17 protein-coding genes are annotated in these 20,001 nt (G+C 42.9%); 11 read left to right on the top strand and 6 right to left on the bottom strand.

The genetic code is table 11. The features are described 5' to 3' along the window. Nucleotides 1–128 precede the first annotated feature (128 nt). The 4 genes from L4D20_RS06260 to L4D20_RS06245 all read left to right on the top strand — a co-directional run bounded on the left by L4D20_RS06260 (nucleotide 129) and on the right by L4D20_RS06245 (nucleotide 3,532). Nucleotides 129–608, top strand: a complete 480-nt coding sequence (locus L4D20_RS06260; protein WP_428800674.1) for a peptide-methionine (S)-S-oxide reductase — start codon at nucleotides 129–131, stop codon at nucleotides 606–608. 3 nt (nucleotides 609–611) lie between these two features. Then, on the top strand, nucleotides 612–1,049 hold the full coding sequence (locus tag L4D20_RS06255) for a bifunctional diaminohydroxyphosphoribosylaminopyrimidine deaminase/5-amino-6-(5-phosphoribosylamino)uracil reductase RibD (protein WP_428800773.1): 438 nt from the start codon (nucleotides 612–614) through the stop codon (nucleotides 1,047–1,049). A 188-nt stretch (nucleotides 1,050–1,237) separates the two neighbouring features. Next, nucleotides 1,238–2,242 carry a CobW family GTP-binding protein gene (locus L4D20_RS06250; RefSeq protein ID WP_428800673.1) on the top strand — a complete coding sequence of 335 codons (1,005 nt, stop codon included), beginning with the start codon at nucleotides 1,238–1,240 and terminating at the stop codon, nucleotides 2,240–2,242. Nucleotides 2,243–2,278: 36 nt separating this feature from the next. After that, nucleotides 2,279–3,532, top strand: coding sequence for a peptidoglycan DD-metalloendopeptidase family protein (locus L4D20_RS06245; RefSeq protein ID WP_428800672.1), 1,254 nt, complete (start codon nucleotides 2,279–2,281; stop codon nucleotides 3,530–3,532). Between the two features lie 192 nt (nucleotides 3,533–3,724). On the opposite strand, the gene L4D20_RS06240 is transcribed toward L4D20_RS06245, so the two are convergent. Further along, nucleotides 3,725–5,641 carry a winged helix-turn-helix domain-containing protein gene (locus L4D20_RS06240; RefSeq protein ID WP_428800671.1) on the bottom strand — a complete coding sequence of 639 codons (1,917 nt, stop codon included), beginning with the start codon at nucleotides 5,639–5,641 and terminating at the stop codon, nucleotides 3,725–3,727. A gap of 143 nt (nucleotides 5,642–5,784) precedes the next feature. On the opposite strand from L4D20_RS06240, the gene L4D20_RS06235 reads away from it, so the two are divergent. Both L4D20_RS06235 and L4D20_RS06230 read left to right on the top strand, forming a co-directional pair. Beyond that, a complete protein-coding gene (locus L4D20_RS06235) occupies nucleotides 5,785–6,321 on the top strand; it encodes a hypothetical protein (RefSeq protein ID WP_428800670.1) in 537 nt (178 codons plus the stop codon). 11 nt (nucleotides 6,322–6,332) lie between these two features. Further along, nucleotides 6,333–6,692 (top strand): group I truncated hemoglobin, encoded by a 360-nt coding sequence (locus L4D20_RS06230; RefSeq protein WP_428800669.1) that lies wholly within the window; start codon nucleotides 6,333–6,335, stop codon nucleotides 6,690–6,692. Nucleotides 6,693–6,838: 146 nt separating this feature from the next. Here the strand turns inward: L4D20_RS06230 and gcvP are convergent, their stop codons facing one another. From gcvP to L4D20_RS06215, 3 genes are all read right to left on the bottom strand, one after another. Further along, nucleotides 6,839–9,715 (bottom strand): aminomethyl-transferring glycine dehydrogenase, encoded by a 2,877-nt coding sequence (gene gcvP / locus L4D20_RS06225; protein WP_428800668.1) that lies wholly within the window; start codon nucleotides 9,713–9,715, stop codon nucleotides 6,839–6,841. Between the two features lie 128 nt (nucleotides 9,716–9,843). Beyond that, the gene (gcvH, locus tag L4D20_RS06220; RefSeq protein ID WP_428800667.1) at nucleotides 9,844–10,224 is read right to left on the bottom strand and encodes a glycine cleavage system protein GcvH; all 381 of its coding nucleotides are present in this window, start codon (nucleotides 10,222–10,224) and stop codon (nucleotides 9,844–9,846) included. A 48-nt stretch (nucleotides 10,225–10,272) separates the two neighbouring features. Next, nucleotides 10,273–11,568 carry a serine hydroxymethyltransferase gene (locus tag L4D20_RS06215; RefSeq protein ID WP_428800666.1) on the bottom strand — a complete coding sequence of 432 codons (1,296 nt, stop codon included), beginning with the start codon at nucleotides 11,566–11,568 and terminating at the stop codon, nucleotides 10,273–10,275. A 433-nt stretch (nucleotides 11,569–12,001) separates the two neighbouring features. Here L4D20_RS06215 and L4D20_RS06210 point away from each other — a divergent pair, with 433 nt between their 5' ends. From L4D20_RS06210 to L4D20_RS06190, 5 genes are all read left to right on the top strand, one after another. After that, on the top strand, nucleotides 12,002–12,625 hold the full coding sequence (locus tag L4D20_RS06210) for a helix-turn-helix domain-containing protein (RefSeq protein ID WP_428800665.1): 624 nt from the start codon (nucleotides 12,002–12,004) through the stop codon (nucleotides 12,623–12,625). Between the two features lie 471 nt (nucleotides 12,626–13,096). Further along, a complete protein-coding gene (gene gcvT / locus L4D20_RS06205) occupies nucleotides 13,097–14,230 on the top strand; it encodes a glycine cleavage system aminomethyltransferase GcvT (RefSeq protein WP_428800664.1) in 1,134 nt (377 codons plus the stop codon). 121 nt (nucleotides 14,231–14,351) lie between these two features. Further along, nucleotides 14,352–15,377: a S1 family peptidase gene (locus L4D20_RS06200; protein ID WP_428800663.1), complete on the top strand. Its 1,026-nt coding sequence runs from the start codon at nucleotides 14,352–14,354 to the stop codon at nucleotides 15,375–15,377. Nucleotides 15,378–15,617: 240 nt separating this feature from the next. After that, complete coding sequence (locus tag L4D20_RS06195; RefSeq protein ID WP_428800662.1) at nucleotides 15,618–16,292, top strand: response regulator transcription factor; 675 nt, start codon at nucleotides 15,618–15,620, stop codon at nucleotides 16,290–16,292. Continuing rightward, a complete protein-coding gene (locus tag L4D20_RS06190) occupies nucleotides 16,276–17,568 on the top strand; it encodes a sensor histidine kinase (protein WP_428800661.1) in 1,293 nt (430 codons plus the stop codon). The genes L4D20_RS06195 and L4D20_RS06190 overlap by 17 nt, the downstream gene beginning before the upstream one ends. Nucleotides 17,569–17,649: 81 nt before the next feature. On the opposite strand, the gene nagE is transcribed toward L4D20_RS06190, so the two are convergent. Continuing rightward, nucleotides 17,650–19,131 (bottom strand): N-acetylglucosamine-specific PTS transporter subunit IIBC, encoded by a 1,482-nt coding sequence (nagE, locus tag L4D20_RS06185; protein ID WP_428800660.1) that lies wholly within the window; start codon nucleotides 19,129–19,131, stop codon nucleotides 17,650–17,652. Nucleotides 19,132–19,294: 163 nt separating this feature from the next. Beyond that, nucleotides 19,295–19,921: a DUF1294 domain-containing protein gene (locus L4D20_RS06180; RefSeq protein WP_428800659.1), complete on the bottom strand. Its 627-nt coding sequence runs from the start codon at nucleotides 19,919–19,921 to the stop codon at nucleotides 19,295–19,297. Between the last annotated feature and the right edge of the window lie 80 nt (nucleotides 19,922–20,001).

Here is a 20,001-nt window from a genome sequence, read left to right as displayed (position 1 = left end):
GATTGTGATGGGTCGCATTTTGGTTATGAACGAATATGATATGAGTGAGAAATGAAAACCTGTAGTGCTCAGCATTTCCTGTGTAAACTTAAGCTCATCATATGATTGGTGCGGTATGGAGAATATTAATGGAAGAGATAGTGTTTGCTGGCGGTTGCCTGTGGGGTGTTCAGGAGTTTATGAAACATCTGCCTGGGGTTGTCTCTACTGAAGCTGGTCGAGCGAATGGAACGTCGACTACAACAGAAGGTGAATACGACGGCTATGCGGAGTGTGTAAAAACTCAGTTTGAACCGACTATAGTGTCCGTTGACCAATTGATGGCTTACCTTTTTGAAATCATCGATCCTTTTAGCGTCAATCAACAAGGGGAAGACATTGGCGAGAAGTATCGAACGGGTGTTTACAGCACCAACTCAGAGCATTTGAAACTGGCAGCTAGCTTTATTCAAGCGCAGTCTGACTCAGATCGAATAGCAATTGAGGTACTTCCACTTTCAAATTATGTAAAAAGTGATGATGAGCATCAGGACAGATTAACGCTACGTCCAAACGACTACTGCCATATTCCACAGGATCTCTTACATAAATACAGAGGTTCAAACTGATTGATGAACCTAGGTGTTGAAAAGAAACTAATGCTCCGAGCGTTAGAGGTATCTAAGCGAGCATTGCCGGATTGCCAACCTAACCCACCAGTTGGGTGCGTATTGGCTATCGGCGAGAACATCGTCGCAGAAGGATTTACACAATCGATCGGCGGTGATCATGCTGAGGTGACGGCACTGAAAGCCTATTCAGGTTCGATGGTTGGGGTAACGGCATACGTAACTCTAGAGCCTTGTTCATTTGTTGGTCGAACACCCGCATGTGCTGAAACTTTAGTGCAATCTGGAATTCAAAGAGTGGTGGTAGCTATGCTAGATCCAGACCCAAGAAATAATGGTCAGGGTATTAGCTTGCTTGAACGTCGTGGTATTGAAGTTATCGTTGGCATCGCAAGTGATGAAGTCAGTGAGTTCCTTTCACCTTATTTAGGCTTGTCATAATCCTTCTTTGCCTTAAAGTCCTTTCAATGATTTGTAATATGCCACATAGCGCTCCCTGTGCTTAACCCCTGAACACAAGCTATTTGAACCAACAAACTAGGAAAGTATGGGCTTTACTTAGATTTGTTTTTACTTGTTGTTATGTTATAACATTTTAATTATTCCGATTGTCGTAATGAGAACAACAGATGAGTTCCAAACCTGATCCAATCCGCGCAGTACCCACTAATATCATCACTGGCTTTTTGGGTGTAGGAAAAACATCCGCCATATTGAGTTTGATGAAACATAAACCTGAAGGTGAGCGTTGGGCTATTTTAGTTAATGAATTCGGTGAGATTGGTGTTGATGGCAGCCTGATGAAAGGGCAGTACGATGAAGAGCAGAGGGTCTTCATTCGTGAGGTTCCAGGTGGCTGCATGTGTTGCGCTGCCGGCTTACCGATGCAAATTGCTTTAAGTCAGTTGTTAGCGGAAGCAAAACCAGACCGACTATTGATTGAACCTACAGGGCTAGGCCATCCAAAAGAGGTACTGCAGGTTCTGTTATCTGAGTACTATCGAGAGGTTATCTCCCTACAAAAAACACTAACGTTGGTTGACGCTAGAAAATTGTCTAATGTTCGATATACCAATCACGATACGTTTAACCAGCAGATATCAATCGCCGACACGATTGTTGGTAATAAACTGGATCTTTATCAAGGTGCCGATAAAGAGGTATTGCTGGATTATGTGGCGAAACATGGGCAACGAGGCACCAAAGTTCTATTCGCTCAACAAGGGCAGTTTGATTTTTCAGAGCTAAGTGGGCCGACCGTGTTTAGTACTGTGGCTTCGCATGACCACCATCACCATGGGCATTCAAAGCCATTAGTCTCAGAGCTTCCAATTCCAGAGTGCGGTTTTATCAAAGCAGAAAATGAAGAGGACGGTTTCCAAAGTATCGGTTGGCGGTTTGAACCTACGAAAGTCTTTAGCCGAACAAAGCTCTCTTCGTTGTTAGTGAGTCTTAAAGCGGAACGAATGAAAGCGGTATTTATCACTGACACTGGTGTGTTTGGCTACAACCTCACCCCTGACGAGTTAACGGAGGTTGAGTTAGACGATTGCATGGAAAGCCGTATTGAATTGATATCAGGCACCATCGATGAATCGTTTGAAGAACATTTGATGGCGTGTCTCGTCGCTTAAAACATTAACTTTCACCATTTTAACACTTATTATTTTATGAAATTTTTCCGATACACATTAATTGCCATAGCGGTTTTCGCTTTCTCTTTTGCAGCCTTACTTACTTTTAACTCTCAACCAAAAGATGAAGTGAGCGAAATAAAGGTCACTTCATATCAAAACCCAGAGGCCGAAAACACTCTAGAAAGCCCGCACTACAAAAGTGAGCAGAATCTAGCTCGAGTTCATTACTTTGTAAAAGTAGGTGACTCTCTTAGTACGATCTTTTCATCATGGGGTATACCGTATGAGACAACACAGAGGATTCTAGAATCAGATCTTGAGTCGCTTAAGCTCGATACCATTAAACCAGGGGATCATATAGAACTCTTCCTTGATAGCGATTCCAAAGAGCTAGTTAAGATGGTTTACCATGAAACCCTCGTGGAACGTGCGATATATAAGAAAGTGAAAAACGAAGGCTACGTTTATGAATTTGTAGAAGAATCTGGAGAGTGGAAAGATAAATTAGTATCGGGAACCATTAACGGAAGCTTTTCTTCATCGGCTTATAAGTTGGGTTTAACAACCGCTCAAATTGCCAATATTACGAGAGTTCTGCGCGATAAAGTGAACTTCTCAAGGGAGTTAAGGGCAGGGGATACCTTTAACGTGCTTATAACGCAGCAATACGTTGGTAATCATTTAACTGGGAATAATGAGATTCAAGGTATTTCGATAAATGTACGTGGGAAAGATATTTCAGCATTTTTGGCGAAAGATGGTCGGTTTTACGATAGGCAAGGCAACAGCTTAGAGCAGGCATTTGATCGTTACCCAATAGATAAGAAGTTTCGTCGAGTGACATCGCCTTTTAACCCGAAACGAAAACACCCAGTTACTGGGCGAGTGACGCCACATAACGGGACTGATTTTGCCACTCCAGTCGGAGCACCTGTATATTCTACGGGAGACGGCAAAGTGATTGCGGTACGAAACCACCCCTATGCGGGTAAGTACTTGGTGATTGAGCATAATAGCGTCTATAAAACTCGATACCTCCATCTCGACCGTTTCTTAGTCAAGCGTGGACAAACTGTTAAACGCGGTCAAAAAATAGCCTTAGCGGGGGCGACTGGGAGAATAACTGGGCCACATCTACATTTTGAAGTGTTGGTAAGAAACCGAGCGGTAGACCCCATGACCGCCGATCTTCCTTTGGCAACATCGATTTCGAGCAGTGAAAGGGAGTCATTTATGGCTCGGGTGTCTGTGTTTGATGAACTGGTTTTTGTAAAGCAAAGCACATAGAATTCTAAACGATCGAGTTGATTATATAGAGCTCAGATGCAGTTCATGTCAGTAAGGGTTGTCTTTATGTTTACTAGATAACAAGTAGGTGTTATCTAGTGATTCAGCCCTTTATCTGTTGCAGTCACTCTAAGGGGATTCACGATTTGGGGGAGAGTCTAGCCATTCTTAATTTGGATCTATTCATCACACTCAGAGGTCATCATTATATTTGTATCCGGTTCCTCTGACAGAGTGAATGACGGTGGATCTTTCTTTTAATTTTTTTCTGAGAGAGAGAACGATCGTGTCGACAACGTTACTCGCTCCCTCATATTCTATTCCCCAGACTTCCTTAAGTAGTTCTTTCCTTGGAATAGCAACGCCTTTATTTTTAATGAGTAATTCTAGTGTTCCAAACTCAAGAGGAGTGAGATCTACAGACTGGTTATTGAGACAAAGTTGCTTAGCTTGAGTGTTAAACCACTCAGGAAATATTTGATGCGCAGATTCTAGTTTTATCTCTTGTATTAACCGAGAAGAGATCCAACCATCCACTGACTCTGGTCCCATATCAAGCATGGCGGAATAATAGATTTTATCGTCTATATCAACACTATTTTCTAGTACTTGAAACCCTAACTCTGTAGCGACAGAAGCATAAGGCTGTAGGTTATTCAGTGTTAGATAGACCTGTCTGAGCTGTGGTCGCATCTCAAGGTAGGTACGCTTTATATCCAGCCAGCACGCCGCTTGAATACCACATAGATTTTCACCGAGGTCTTTCGATAACCAACGTCGAATGAATATGCTCTGACCTGTAACTCTATTTTGCTGACTGTGGGAGTGCCATAAGTTGGTCATAGGGTCCGCTTGTAACAATTCCTCAGAAACATTAGTGGGCTTTATCAAGCAATAAAATCCCACAATTTCATCGGCAGAATTCTTAACGCAGTGAAATGTCTCTAAGTGTCGACTCCACCAGCGGACATAGATAGCTAGAGCAGACTTTGGTTCGTGTTCACTGATTATATTCATCACAGCTTGTTGGTCGTTAGTACTAGCTGGTAGAACGCTATACTCCCTTTGATCGTCCGGAGGAAAAAAAGCATTTCGGATCACGCCATTATCGACAAGATAAAGAATGTCCGCTGTGTAGCGCCACAATTGACTTGAAGAGGCTTGTTTAATCTCCGTCAGCAGCGCTTGGCTTGCACGTCTTCGATATTCTGTATATCTAACTGGCGTGCGAGCTTTCAAACTCGACGATAATACAGTTCTAAGTATTTCGTGAGGTGTTAACCCATCTTCTCTTGATTCGATTAATTCAAGCTCTTCCAACCCGCTATATAGACGAGCAGATGCGATTGGATCTATGCCTAGCATTGCCGCTAAATTTGACTCACTTACCCTTCGAACGACTGACGCTGCTTCAAGTGCTGCGCGTAATTCCTCTTGTTTGATATCTTCAACAAAAAACTGGACTAGAGCCTTAGTGACATCGCTTGAAGGCAGCTCGTGAAGTTGACGATCTGGTTGTTCAAGTAACGCGGCACTTGCAAGCTTCAAAGCGACTGGATGCCCATGCGCAAATTGATTAACTCCCGTTGCCTGAACTTTGGAAAGTCCACAAGATTGAAGAAATTGAACGGAATGTGTTAACGGAAGGCATTCTAATTTTAGGCGGCAATATTGTAGATTTACTGGTGAGTTGATTATCCACTGGTTATCAGGGTGAAGACGTCCGGAAATAATGAGCTTTAACTGTCCGAGCATTGCAGGAACAAATTCAGTTCTGACCCATGACTCGATTAAATTGAAGGACTCAAATTGATCTAAGATAAGCACCGTTCCTTTCTGAAATGCGCTTCTTAATACGGTTAACTCATCTGAATTACAATCGATCAACGTTCTTAACTTTTCAATAAAAGCTTTGGGTGTAGGCTCTACTGTTTGGCAGTCGATAGATATGCAACTTTCTTTATTGTGCTCAAAAAAATAGTTAGTTAATGTACTCTTTCCCACCCCTGCGATACCGTATAGGCCAACGACATCGGGCCCTTCAGTACTCAGTGTTTGTTCTAGAAATCTAAGCTCCGCTGCTCGGGATACCTTTATAAATTCATTCACGATCAAACCTTGAAAATTGGTTATGTGATTAATCTTAGTTTAGATGCTTAGTACCTGATGCAATTCTCATCAAATCCTCATTATTGAAAGTCCCCTTTGCACCTATGTTTACTAATGTAAATTCGTAATGTGATGGAGGAGATATGAAATTAATTCACTTACTTTCTATTGTCGGCTTACTAAGTTTGATTGGGTTCACTGCTCAAGCCGAGGTGACTAAAATTGAACGAGCAGAAAGTGCGGCTCATGAAGATCTTAGTAGCATAGCGACTGTTCTCGACACTGACGGCAGTGTTTTAAGGGAGGGAAGCCCACACTGGCACTGTGTCCCCGGGGTTCCGGTTATTCCGGGAGATAAACACCCAATGTGCAATGACGAAGTGTGGTCTAAGCTACTTAAAGCCGCTGCCGAGGGAAAACCTTTTACAACGGACCGAATAGGCATCTCATACATGATGCAGGGGGATGCTTATGTCAGTAACTCAAATCCCGCAGCAACGGATCCAAATAACGGAGATGTATGGGTAAAAGAGGGACCACACTTGATGATTGTAGTCCCTCATGAATTGTTAGAGGGCGTCAGTGACGATCCGTTTAACGGAGGCCCGTATGTGATGTGGAAAGATACACCTTACGCACACATTATGGTTCCGATTGGAAATAAACCTGAGCAGAAATAAGGAATAAAATTATGAGTGCTTCTTTATATGAAAGACTTGGCGGTACGGAAAAAATCACCAAGATCTCAAGCGATATCGTCGATTTACATATGGACAATAAGACGATTTCTAATCGTTTTGCTAAATCGGATATGAATAAATTAAAAAAGACTGTCTCAGAGTTCTTTATCACTGGAACGGGCGGACCAAATTTATACCAAGGTGGTGATATGCGTTCTGTCCATCAGGGGATGAATATTTCAGCGATTGAGTTTGTCGCGGTATTAGATGATGCGTTAGAGGCGTTACAAAAAAATGGTATTGCTCAGCGTGAGCAAGAAGAGGTGTTGTTCGTATTATACAGTATGCGTAACGATGTGATTCTTGTTTAGTTGAGTTAATTGCCCCATGAGGGATTGATGTTGTTTGCCACGGTACTTTTCAGTAATAGGTTGGGCTGTATAGAAAAAATGGACAAACCGAAGTTTGTCCATTTTCATTTTAGGTCGTTCTAAACTCCAACGGGAGAATTAAAACCTTACTGGTAATGATCAATGCTTGGGCAAGAACAAATCAGGTTACGGTCACCGTGTACGTTATCAACGCGGTTTACTGTAGGCCAATACTTAGACTGCTTAGTTGACCATGTCGGGAAACATGCCAGTTCGCGTGAATAAGGGCGGTTCCACTCTTCGCTAGATAGGTCTACTTGTGTATGTGGAGCATTAACAAGTGGGTTGTTATCTAGTGGCCAAGCGCCTTCTTTTACTGCTGTCATTTCATGACGAATCGCGATCATCGCTTCACAGAAACGGTCAAGCTCTTCCAAATCTTCAGATTCAGTTGGCTCTACCATTAATGTGCCTGCAACTGGGAATGACATAGTTGGTGCGTGGAAACCGTAGTCCATTAGACGCTTAGCGATATCTTCTTCACTTATGCCTGTCTCTTCTTTTAGCGGACGAATATCAATAATACATTCGTGTGCTACGCGACCATTCGTACCACGGTAAAGAACAGGGTAGTGAGGACGAAGCATTTCCATCACGTAGTTTGCATTTAGAATCGCAACTTTAGTCGCTTCAGTCAGGCCAGGTTCACCCATCATGGCAATGTAAGCCCAAGAGATAGGCAAGATAGATGCACTACCTAGATCCGCAGCAGAAACCGCGTAATCTGTACCTTGTGAACCATTTTCGATGTGTCCTGGTAGGAAAGGTGCTAGGTGCGATTTAACGCCGATAGGACCCATACCCGGACCACCACCACCGTGTGGAATACAGAACGTTTTGTGTAAGTTTAGGTGAGAGACGTCAGAGCCGATAAAGCCTGGAGACGTAAGACCAACCTGTGCGTTCATATTAGCGCCGTCTAGGTAAACTTGACCGCCTGCAGCATGAACCATTTCACATACTTCTTTCACTTGTTCTTCGTACACACCGTGCGTTGAAGGGTAAGTGATCATGATGCTTGAAAGGTTGTCGTGGTGCTTTTCGATCTTCGCTGCTAGGTCAGCCATGTCGATGTTGCCATCTTCATCACACTTAACAACCACGACCTTCATAGAAACCATTGATGCTGTCGCAGGGTTAGTACCGTGCGCCGAACTTGGGATCAGACACACATTACGGTGACCTTCACCGCGGCTAGCATGGTAACGTTGAATCGCAATCAAACCTGCGTATTCACCTGAAGCGCCAGAGTTAGGTTGTAGTGAGAAATCATCGTAGCCAGTGATTTCACACAGTTTCTCTTTCAGATCTTTTGCTAGCGCAGTGTAGCCCGCAGCTTGCTCTAGTGGAGCAAATGGGTGCATTTCACCAAACTCAGGCCAAGTGACCGGGATCATTTCCGCTACTGCATTAAGCTTCATCGTACAGCTACCTAGCGGGATCATACCGTGTGTCAGCGAGAAATCTTTATTCTCAAGCTGTTTTAGGTAACGCATCATTTGCGTTTCACTGTGGTGCGTATTGAAAACAGGATGAGTCAGGAATTTAGACTCACGACGGCAGCTTTCAGGAATCGCAGCAAACTCGTTCGAAGCAATTTCAGTTGATAGTGCATTGAAATCTTCAGCAACATTGAAGATAGCGAATAGCGCTTCGATATCAGATGTTGTTGTTGTTTCATCAAGGCTAACACCGAGTTGATTTGGCAGTTTACGCAGGTTGATATCAGCTGCTTGTGCTTTGGCATAAAGCGCGGCTGTTTGATCGCCTGTGTTTAGCGTGATTGTGTCAAAGAAGCTATTGTGAGCAAGCTCAAAACCAGACTTCGTTAAACCAGCCGCTAAAATTGCTGTCATGTGGTGCGTGCGACGAGCGATAGTGCGTAAGCCTTCAGCGCCGTGGTACACAGCAAAGAATGACGCCATGTTTGCAAGCAGAGCTTGAGCGGTACAGATGTTTGATGTCGCTTTCTCGCGGCGGATGTGTTGCTCACGAGTTTGCATAGCCATACGCAATGCTTGGTTACCATTTGAGTCTACAGAGACACCAATGATACGACCTGGCATGGTACGTTTGTGTTTGTCACGTGTTGCCATGAATGCAGCGTGAGGACCGCCGTAACCCATTGGAACACCGAAGCGTTGTGATGAACCGATGACAACGTCAGCGCCCATTTCACCAGCCGGCTTTAATAGAGTAGAAGCAAGCAGATCAGTAACTACAGTGACCAATGTTTTGTTTGCTTGTGCTGCTGCGATTACGTCAGTGAGGTCTTGTACTTGACCTGTTGTGCTTGGGTATTGAACCAGAGCGCCAAACACGTCTTGCTGTGGCAATGTTTCGAAAGCGCCAACTAACACTTCAAAACCGATGTACTCTGCGCGAGTTTTAACAACTTCTAGCGTCTGAGGGTGTACATCGTCTGCAACAAAGAAGACTTTGCTTTTGCTTTTTCCAGCGCGTTTACAAAGCGTCATCGCTTCGCCAGCGGCTGTTGCTTCATCAAGCAGTGATGCGTTGGCAATATCCATCGCCGTTAAATCCATCACCATTTGTTGGAAATTCAGTAGTGCTTCTAATCGGCCTTGTGAGATTTCAGGCTGATAAGGCGTGTACGCTGTGTACCAACCTGGGTTTTCTAGTACGTTACGTAAGATAACGTTAGGAGTGAAGGTGTTGTAATAACCTTGTCCGATAAAGGTACGCTTAACTTGGTTTTTATTAGCGAATTCTTTCATCGCAACCAGCATGTCCGTTTCGCTTTTTGGCGCGGCAAGCGTCATTGGCTGTTCAACGCGAATCTGTGCTGGAACCGTTTCATCAATAAGAGATTCAAGGCTAGCGGCGTTAATCGCTTCTAGCATCTTTTGTTGATCCGCTTTATTTGGACCGTTGTGACGTGCAACGAATTCGTTTTGTGTGCCCAGATCGGCTAGTAACGGGCTTTGAAGTAATTCAGTCATTGTTCCTTTACCTTCTTTAACAGATGGAAATCAATCGCAATTCATTACGAGATGATGCGCTTAATGTTCATCTTGAAAAAAAGCTGCCAATGTTGGGGTAACAAGGCAGCTTTAATTTGTCTTCCTAATTACTCATCTTCGATAGAGTTTAGGTATTCTTCAGCATTTTTTAGATTATCAAGCTCTGATGGGTCAGAAAGCTTAACTTTTACTATCCAGCCACCTTCGTAAGACTCTTCATTAATCAGCTCAGGGCTATCTTCAAGCTCTTCATTGATTTCAACAATCTCACCAGTTACAGGAGCATAAATGTCAGACGCTGCTTTAACAGATTCAACCAAAGAGAAGCTTTCGCCCGCTTCGATTTCGTCTTCAACTTCAGGTAGGTCGACAAATACGACATCGCCAAGCATTTCTTGTGCGTGAGCTGAAATTCCGATGGTTACAGTGCCGTCACCATTGTCTTTAACCCATTCGTGGCTCTCTGCAAACTTTAGTGTGTTATCCATTGCTTATCTCCAAAAATAACTATTAGTTTTTAAAATGTTGTTCAATTCTTATTGGTACAGTGGGAAGCGAGCACACAGCGTTTTCACTTGCTTGCGAACACGCTGTTCAACTTCTGGGTTACCTTCAGGGCTTTCAACAAGACCGTCTAGTACGTCACCAATCCACTCACCGACGAGCTTAAATTCTTCACTGCCGAAACCACGTGTGGTTCCTGCTGGTGTACCCAAACGGATACCCGATGTAATCATAGGTTTTTCTGTATCAAATGGAATGCCATTTTTGTTACATGTGATCCCTGCACGTTCTAATGCTTCTTCTGCTTTATTACCCTTTAGTCCTTTAGGACGTAGGTCGACTAGCATTAGGTGTGTATCTGTCCCACCAGTAACGATGTCACAGCCGCGAGCTTGCAGGACTTCAGCAAGAACTTTCGCGTTGTTGATTACAGAATCAATGTAAGTAGAAAACTCAGGACCAAGTGCCTCACCAAATGCGACCGCTTTAGCTGCGATAACGTGCATCAGTGGACCGCCTTGAAGACCAGGGAATACTGCTGAGTTGATCTTCTTATTGATCGCTTCGTCGTTTGTTAGAATCATGCCGCCACGAGGGCCACGCAATGTTTTATGCGTTGTTGTTGTCACAACGTGAGCGTGAGGAAGTGGGCTAGGGTGAGCACCTGTTGCAATAAGGCCTGCGATGTGAGCCATATCAACCATTAGGATTGCATCGACTTCATCAGCGATTGCGCGGAATTTAGCAAAATCGATAGTGCGTGGAATAGCTGAACCGCCCGCGATGATCATCTTTGGTTTATGTTCTTTAGCTAGCTCTAATACGGCATCGTAATCGATTTCTAGTGTGTCGCGATCAACGCCATATTGAACAGCATTGAACCACTTTCCTGACATTGCTGGGCGTGCACCGTGAGTTAGGTGACCACCAGCGTCTAGAGACATGCCTAGAATTGTGTCGCCCGGCTGAAGAAGAGCTAGTTTGACCGCACCGTTCGCTTGAGCACCAGAGTGAGGCTGAACATTCACATAGCCACAGTTAAACAGTTTTTTAGCGCGCTCAATAGCAATCGCTTCTACTGTATCAACATGCTCACAACCACCGTAGTAGCGACGACCAGGGTAGCCTTCCGCATATTTGTTGGTTAGGCATGTACCTTGCGCTTGCATAACCGCTTTAGAAACAATGTTTTCTGAGGCGATTAATTCGATTTGTTCGTTTTGACGCGTGTTCTCAGCTTGGATGCCTGCAAATACGGCATCGTCAGTAGCACCAAGGTTGGTGGTGAAAAAACTGTCTAGGCTGTGGTTCGAGTAAGCTTTGTTCATGGCAGAGGTCTTCCAATTTAATAGCAAGCTTGCATTATTGTTGTTGCCTGCTAAATCTTTCGTTTATAACTGTAATGCCGTTATAGGTGGTGTTGTCTGCATGGTTTAGGTGGAACAACTTGCATCTAACAACAATTGATTTCTAACAGCAATACAGCGCGAATAAGTCCCTAAAATGGGTAAAAGCGATTCAACCAAATGCTCAATAAAACGAACTTAGGTCAAACCAAAAACTGCATCTCTTCATCTAACAAGTCGGTAACATACCCCCAGCCACAAAAACAATCAATCAAAAATTTCCTATAGGAAACCTAGTTTCCATTTCTGTTACCGAGAGCACGCTTTATTTTGGTGTGTGGTCTTTAATCAATTAGTCGCTTCATGCAACAATGAATACTCACAGACAGGAAGTAACAATAGTAGAGGGAAAAGCATGTCAGAAGACATCTATGACGAGTACCCATCTTTAACGTTGGCCAAAGAATCAACGGATCAAAACATAGAGCCATTAAAGCTTGGAGAGCGAATCAAAGACATTCGAGCTAAGCTTGGTATTACGTTAGAAGAGGCTAGCCAACGAACAGGGCTAGCTCGCTCTACGTTAAGTAAAATAGAAAATGAACAGATTTCACCAACGTTTCAAGCAATGCAGAAATTGGCGCTTGGTTTGCAGATAAATATGCCTCAACTCTTTGAGCCACCTAGGAAAAAAGTTGCAACGGGGCGTCGTGATATATCCCGATCTGGTGAAGGTAAAGCACATCCAACGCCAACTTATGAGCATGAATTGCTTGCCACTCAGCTTTCTAATAAAAAGATGATGCCGTTCAAAAGTCGTATTCATGCGCGTAAGTTTGAAGAGTATGGGGATTGGGTAAGACACGATGGCGAAGAGTTCTTATTGATTCTTTCTGGTGAAGTATTGTTCTATTCTGAGTTTTACGAACCAGTGTCAATGAGCGAAGGTGATAGTGTTTATTATGACGCGAATATGGGCCATATGTTGATCTCTACCAGTGAGGAAGACGCGCACATTTTGTGGGTGACTGCGAAGTAAATACGACAAATCGTGATGTTAAAAATAAGAGATACAAATTTCTTATAGTGAAAGCAACCGTTTTCGTTTTTAAGTAAATCGATTGAAAAGCGCCTGTTTGATTTGGAATGAATCGAATGGGCGCTTTTTATTTGGGCTGATTATTGTAATTAGTATGTTAAATGTCACACTTTGAGCGGTGGGGAACTTGTTAAAGGTGGAAAAGTCGTCATGCTTGTTTATTATAGGAAACAAGATTTCCACCTAAGTAAATATAGAAAGTGGAAAGCTCACTAAAACATTGTCACATTAACAGTCGCTCATGTGATTAGTCGCTAAAGCTATGGTTAGCTAAAGCAATAAGTAGTTAAAAGCTATTAGTTGTGAAAAGCGGTTAATCACCCAATGCATCCATTAACTATGTCGAATTACTTAAATAATCGAACCAGTTAAATAAATAGATACGCTGTGTCTGACCTACCGGAGAAGAAAATGTCTCAAGAACTAACGAATCAAGAACTTTTGAAGACCCCGCTGCATACCCTACACGTTGAAGTAGGCGCAAAGATGGTACCGTTCGCAGGATACGACATGCCAGTTCAGTATCCACTTGGCGTTAAAAAAGAGCATCTTCATACTCGTGACGCTGCTGGTCTGTTTGATGTGTCTCATATGGGGCAACTACGCCTACACGGTGAAGGGGCGGCTGCATTCTTAGAGTCATTGGTTCCTGTTGATATCATCGACCTTCCACAAGGCAATCAACGTTATGCGTTCTTTACCAATGAGCAAGGCGGTATCATGGATGACCTTATGGTTGCGAACCTAGGCGATCATCTATTTGTCGTTGTTAATGCTGCATGTAAAGAGCAAGACATTACTCACCTACAGGCACATCTACCTTCAGGTGTTGAACTTGAAATTATTGAAGATCGCGCACTACTTGCACTTCAAGGACCAAAAGCAGTCACGGTATTGTCTCAGATTCAACCAGAAGTTGCAGACATGGTCTTCATGGATGTAAGAACTTTAGATATCGATGGCGTTGAATGTATCGTGAGCCGTAGTGGTTACACGGGTGAAGATGGCTACGAGATTTCAGTGCCATCTGAGCATGCGGAAACTTTGGGCCGTAAGTTAACGTCGTTTGAAGAAGTAGAGTGGATTGGTTTAGGCGCACGTGATTCGCTGCGTTTAGAGTGTGGTCTATGTTTGTACGGTCACGACCTTGATACGACAACAACGCCAGTAGAAGCTAGCCTTTTATGGGGTATTCAAAAAGTACGTCGTACAGATGGTGAACGTGCCGGTGGTTTCCCTGGTTCAGATATCATCCTAAATCAAATCATCACTAAAGACGTAACGCGTAAACGTGTTGGTTTGATTGGTCAAACGAAAGCACCAGTACGTGAAGGTACAGAGCTTTTTGATGCAGAAGATAACAAAGTAGGCATCGTAACAAGTGGTACAGCTGGACCAAATGCTGGCAAGCCAGTATCAATGGCTTATGTAAGAGCTGATCTTATGGCTGTTGGTACAGAGCTGTTTGCTGAAGTACGTGGTAAAAAGCTTCCAATGACAGTAGAAAAAATGCCGTTTGTTCCTCAGCGTTATTTCCGTGGGTAGCTTATACTAGTACTAAGGAATGAAGTAAAAGCCCTCTTTCCGAGGGTTTTTTTGTTGTTGGCACTTAGGTACTATATGGATATATTCACCTAATCAATGTTCAGTTAAGAAGGATTACTTGATGAACAAAAGTTGTATGCGCGTTAGTGGCCTGCTTTTAGGCTGTGCTTCACTGAGTTTCAATGTACTTGCTTCTGATGTAAGTGCATATATTGTTAATGGTAGTAGCGCAGATATAGCCAATTACCCTAGCTTTGCCAGTCTTTTTTATGACAACGGCTCATCTTATGGTAACTACTGTGGGGCGACGGTGATCAATTCGCAGTATATCTTGACAGCTGCCCATTGCATTTATGATGATTTTGATGGGATGTTGAATTTTTATGTCGCCCCGGGGCTTGAAGATGAGTCTGATTATTTGAATGGCGGGGTCGATAAAGCGAGAGTCGAAAAATACTATTACCCTACAGATTATTCTGACAGTGATAGCGACTTATACGCGAATGATATCGCTATTCTTAAATTAGAAACGGCACTTAACGTTGGTAACTTCTACGCTTTGCTTAATACAACGACGAATTATACGGGCTCTACGTTGGAGTATACGGGTAACTCGACCACCATCGGTCATGGTTTGATTGAGGGTAACGTGGATGGTGGTAATCTTTTACTCGAGACAACGTTAACTCAAGAAAATAATGCAACCTGCGATAGCCGAATGTCAAATAAGCAGATTTGTTTTACTAGTGCTGTTGGTGGAAGCGGGTATAAAAACTCTACCTGTAATGGTGATTCAGGAGGGCCGCTATTTTGGGGAGGGCAACAAATAGGGATCACTAGCTTTGGACCCAAAACATGCGGAGATTCATCTGCTCCTTATTCATCTGCTTTCACTGAGGTCTATGATTATCAATCTTGGATTAGCCAAGTTATCAATGGTCAAGAAGATCCAAAGTATTATGTTGTCACAACCAATGGTATACGTAGCTTAATACGTAATGAGGATTCTAGTGTAGTTGACACTGACGGTGTTACAACCGATACAGGTGGTGACTCTGGTGGTGGTTCTATAGGCTGGTTTGCATTACTGATGATGCCGCTACTAACACTTGTTAGGCGTCGAAACAAAAGTGTACTGACAAGTTGAATTTATTAATTGTTTTGTACGGTCAAGACCTTTAATCATGTTCTGCATTAAGAATCTTTAATGTTCTATCCATCAGAACTAAATATAAGATAAGTCATACTGACTTAGTCCTTAAAGACGAATAAGAATACGCGGTTTACCCCCTAAACCGTTATGGCTCGCATTAGTCACGCGAGCCATTTTTATACCACTCCCTTTATGAATACGATACCCTTAAAGCCCCCAAAGTGAGGAGATGTTGTGAAAATACTCATCATCGAAGACGATATGACGACCAGAGAGTTCGTTGCTAAAGGTTTGCAGGAGCACGGCTATTCTGTCGACCAAGCAGAAGACGGCAAGCAAGGCCTTATGATGGCACTCAGTAGTGAGTACCAGTTGGTTGTTCTTGATCGAATGTTGCCATATCTAGATGGAATGAAAGTGCTATCTGCTATAAAGGCAACCCAAGAAGATCTACCCGTCTTGATATTGAGCGCAATGGACAGCGTGGAAGACAGAGTTGATGGTCTACAAGCGGGCAGCGATGATTATTTGATAAAGCCTTTCGCGTTGGCAGAGTTGATCGCTAGAGTCGATATCATCATTAATCGAACTCAAAGGCAGACACCGTTTCAAAACATACTCAGCTATGACTGTCTTGAGCTGAATTTAAAAGCACATCGTGTGATGTGTAATCATCAAGAACTTAACTTGCAACCTAAAGAGTTTCAATTACTCCAGTATTTTATTGAGCACAGTGAGCAAGTGGTCTCGCGTATGCGTTTATTTGAAAGTATTTGGAGCTACCACTTTGATCCAAAAACAAATGTGATTGATGTTCATGTGGCCAATTTAAGGCGAAAACTTGAGGACGCAGATTGTAGGGATTTACTCCATACAGTGAGAGGGGCTGGCTATGTCCTTCGTCGATGATTATACACTGACACGGTCATCGATTTTTAAGACACTTATTACCTTGTTTATTTTAGTGACGATTGTAAATATCGTAGTAATACGAAAAGTATATTTAGATTCCGACGCTTTTCATCAACAACAACTTACTAAGCAGCTCAACGATGAAATTCTCGAGTTTACTTTTGTGGCAAAACAAGGGAAAGAACAAGTAGAGACCTTTCTACGGACTAAGCAAGTGAGCAAAACCCCTTTCTTTTATAAACTCTCTGAGTATGAAGAGCCAGTTTATAGTGCTCACTATTACCCTGTAAGTTCTTTGTCCGTCAATAATAAGACTTATATTCGAATTGGCACAGACCATCAATTGGAAATTGGTATTGACCCCGCAAGTGTTGATGCGTTTCGTAAATCACTGATCCCTATTGTGCTATCGGGAGTCGTATTTCCGATTGCTGTCATGTTAGTTGCTGCATTGTTTTTTACCGTTGTAATGCTAAAAAAAATAGAGCTTATCAATAAATCGATGAACCGAGTGCTCTGTGGCGAGCGAAATGTAAAAATTCCTGTTTCAAAGCAAGATGATGAATTCGATGTCATAGCGATCCATCTTAATTTTATGATTGAACAAATGGCGCAAAACGAATCGTCACTTAAGTCTCTAACGGTTGGGATGGCGCATGATATGCGAACGCCAATGGCTCGCCTCAAGTTACGACTCGAAGATATGTTGTCACAATCAGATTTACCCGAGGGGCAGCAAGAGCAACTATCGATATGCCACGATGAGTTAGAGCTGATTCTTTCCCTGTTTAATAGCATGTTGGAAATAGCCAAGTTGAACAGTGGTCAGCTAATGGTTCAAACCGAACGTGTTGACTTGGGGTTGATAGCGAAAGATGCAATGGAGTTTATTTCACCTTTGGCCGAGTTGAAATTACAGTCAATGACTCTTCGTGAAGACCACCCTTGCTCAGTGATAGGAGACCGGTCGTTACTCTTTCGTGCAGTATTTAACCTCATTGAAAACGCAGTTAAATATACGCCTGAAGGCGGTCGTGTTGAGGTGATCGTTGATCATTTTGGTGTCGTTGTGACTGATTCCGGTATAGGGATTTCGGATGCTGATAAACTAAATGTGTGCCGACCTATGTACCGAGCTGATAAAAGTAGAAGTGAGCATGGCAATGGATTAGGTCTTTCATTAGTTGATGCCGTGGTCAACCGGCATAATGCCCGTTTGATTTTGAGAGACAACAACCCAGGGCTAAGAGCGAGAATTTATTTCGATCACTAGAAGTAAAGTGCTTAGTCTAATCAAGAAAAAGCCAAAGCGTATGCTTTGGCTTTATTGTACTTAAAATACTATCTTCGGGCGCTATTGAGCTGGTATTGATAGCCCGGTTAAGTCTTGGCTAGCAGGAATCTGCTTCATTGCATGCGCAATTTCTTCAGCTTCCGTACCGATGATAACTTGTAGATTATTGCCACCAATCTTCACGACACCCATTGCCCCAATGGCTTTTAAAGCTTTCTCGTCAGCGACTGAGATATCTTTTAATGTCAATCGCAAGCGTGTGATACATGAGTCAATGGTCTCAAGGTTTTGGTGTCCGCCTAATGCTTTTAGATAAAGAGAAGCTTTCTCGTTAGAGCTTACTGTTGCCACTTCTACTGTTTCATCATCTTCACGACCTGGTGTTTTAAGGTCAAATTTGATGATTGCGAAGCGGAATACACAGTAGTAAATCGCCGCAAAACAGATTCCTTGTACGATTAGCATATAAGGTTTCATTGCAAGCGGTAGGTTGAATGACAATACGAAATCAATAAGTCCTGCACTGAAAGTAAAACCGGCAATCCATTGCATGCTAGCTGCGATATACAGTGATAATGCCGTGAGCAGAGCATGAATTACGAAGAGAACAGGAGCGACAAACATAAAGGCAAATTCAATTGGCTCGGTTACACCCGTAAGAATTGCTGTTAATGCTGATGCACCTAAAATGCCACCTACTTTCTTTTTGTTTTCAGGCTTCGCACAATGGTACATTGCTAAACACGCTGCTGGTAAGCCATAGCCCATCACAGGGAATAAACCACCTTGGTAAATACCCGTTACACCGAGTTCTCCAGTGCCTGACCAAAGTTTTGAAATGTCATTAATACCGACTAAATCAAAAATGAACACTTGGTTTAACGCGTGGTGAAGGCCAACAGGAATAAGAAGACGGTTGAAGAAGCCATACAGCCCAGCGCCGGCTGCGCCTAGTTCTGAAATCGCAATACCAAAATCAACTAATGCACCATAAACGACAGGCCATATGTAGACCATTGCTAAACTGATGGTGATTGCAGCGAGTGAAGTTACGATTGGAATGAAGCGTCGACCGCCAAAAAAGCCTAAAGCCGCAGGGAGCTTGATAGTGTGGAAGCGGTTGTACAGTGTCGCTGCAACAATACCCATCATGATGCCCGTAAACGCACTGACGGAAGCCTCAGATGCAATTAGCTCAGAGCTGGTCATTTGACTGACCGGAACACCGGTAATTTGGGATATGACGGCTACGTTTCCTACGATCATTTCAATGATGAGTAATCCAAGAAGACCTGAAAGGGCAGCTGCACCGTTGTTATCTTTAGCAAGACCGTAAGCAACACCGACTGCGAATAACCATGCTTGGTTATCCATAATGCCTTTGCCTCCGTAAACTAAGATGGTTGCAATAGCACTATTTTCACCCCAACCAGTAGGGTCCAAAGCATAGCCTAAACCTAACATCAGACCGCCTGCAGGGAGTACGGCTATGGGCACCATCAGCGCCTTACCGATTTTTTGTAAATATCCAAGTATGTTCATCTCTTATCCTTTTTATATTGATTATTTCTCTAGGATAAATAAGTGAGGATTAAGGAGCGGTTGTGCTTTCATTAATTATTCTTAATCTTGGAGGAAATAAAACAATTAAGGAGTGATTTATCAAAAGGTTAGTCAGCCGTTATTGACCAGTTCATTATAGAGCTTAATACCGTGACAGCATTTCTCGAAGGCTTGTTACCAGCGGTTTTAAAGCTATTAATTGTTGTTCAAGCCAAAAGGTTCCATAGGCGGTCAGCGTCCAGCCAAAAAAGGCGACGTGCCCAGTGATTATGAGGAACAAGAACACCTGATAGAAGAATGATTTCTGTTTAAGGTGCCAAACATAGTGAAAAATGAGGCTGCATATCCAACCGCCAATTAGCGCGAAGAATAAATAACTTGCTTCGCCCGTTGTGGGTTTATTTAATTTAATTGCACGCTTATCAAGCCAAACGATGAAAATGACCAGAAGATTAATAAAGGTGTAATAGTTTAAGACATCAATAGGGTAGCCAAAGTACCACACACAACCCGTTAAGCTTGCGAAGAACCAGACAGCAACGATGAGAAGTGGGTGTAAGTGCCTAAGCCGTTCAATTTTCGTCGCTATACTTTGGCCTGCTTTATCTTTTGATAACTTGAATACGACACGATCATGAACGAGTAATAGAGAGGGGTCGCCTTTAATATCATCAAAGTAAAACTTGATACGCAACGAACTCAAATCTGGGGTTATATACCCATAGTTTTGATTATCGTAACGCTCTGAAATCTTACCTTTAATTATCATTATGTTGACCCGGAAAAACTAGAAAACCTGCGACATTAATTAGTATAGAACACTCAAACGATGATGTTATTTTTAATCTA

Source organism: Vibrio kyushuensis, from assembly GCF_050337325.1.
In the GTDB taxonomy this organism is placed as follows: Bacteria; Pseudomonadota; Gammaproteobacteria; order Enterobacterales; family Vibrionaceae; genus Vibrio; species Vibrio kyushuensis.
This window is presented reverse-complemented; position numbering and strand designations above follow the sequence as displayed.

Bases quoted from the DNA above. Each gene is read 5' to 3' on its own strand.
- L4D20_RS06260 (WP_428800674.1), top strand. From the start codon at position 129: ATGGAAGAGATAGTGTTTGCTGGCGGTTGCCTGTGGGGTGTTCAGGAG.
- L4D20_RS06255 (WP_428800773.1), top strand. From the start codon at position 612: ATGAACCTAGGTGTTGAAAAGAAACTAATGCTCCGAGCGTTAGAGGTA.
- L4D20_RS06250 (WP_428800673.1), top strand. From the start codon at position 1,238: ATGAGTTCCAAACCTGATCCAATCCGCGCAGTACCCACTAATATCATC.
- L4D20_RS06245 (WP_428800672.1), top strand. From the start codon at position 2,279: ATGAAATTTTTCCGATACACATTAATTGCCATAGCGGTTTTCGCTTTC.
- L4D20_RS06235 (WP_428800670.1), top strand. From the start codon at position 5,785: ATGAAATTAATTCACTTACTTTCTATTGTCGGCTTACTAAGTTTGATT.
- L4D20_RS06230 (WP_428800669.1), top strand. From the start codon at position 6,333: ATGAGTGCTTCTTTATATGAAAGACTTGGCGGTACGGAAAAAATCACC.
- gcvP (WP_428800668.1), bottom strand. From the start codon at position 9,715: ATGACTGAATTACTTCAAAGCCCGTTACTAGCCGATCTGGGCACACAA.
- gcvH (WP_428800667.1), bottom strand. From the start codon at position 10,224: ATGGATAACACACTAAAGTTTGCAGAGAGCCACGAATGGGTTAAAGAC.
- L4D20_RS06215 (WP_428800666.1), bottom strand. From the start codon at position 11,568: ATGAACAAAGCTTACTCGAACCACAGCCTAGACAGTTTTTTCACCACC.
- L4D20_RS06210 (WP_428800665.1), top strand. From the start codon at position 12,002: ATGTCAGAAGACATCTATGACGAGTACCCATCTTTAACGTTGGCCAAA.
- gcvT (WP_428800664.1), top strand. From the start codon at position 13,097: ATGTCTCAAGAACTAACGAATCAAGAACTTTTGAAGACCCCGCTGCAT.
- L4D20_RS06200 (WP_428800663.1), top strand. From the start codon at position 14,352: ATGAACAAAAGTTGTATGCGCGTTAGTGGCCTGCTTTTAGGCTGTGCT.
- L4D20_RS06190 (WP_428800661.1), top strand. From the start codon at position 16,276: ATGTCCTTCGTCGATGATTATACACTGACACGGTCATCGATTTTTAAG.
- nagE (WP_428800660.1), bottom strand. From the start codon at position 19,131: ATGAACATACTTGGATATTTACAAAAAATCGGTAAGGCGCTGATGGTG.
- L4D20_RS06180 (WP_428800659.1), bottom strand. From the start codon at position 19,921: ATGATAATTAAAGGTAAGATTTCAGAGCGTTACGATAATCAAAACTAT.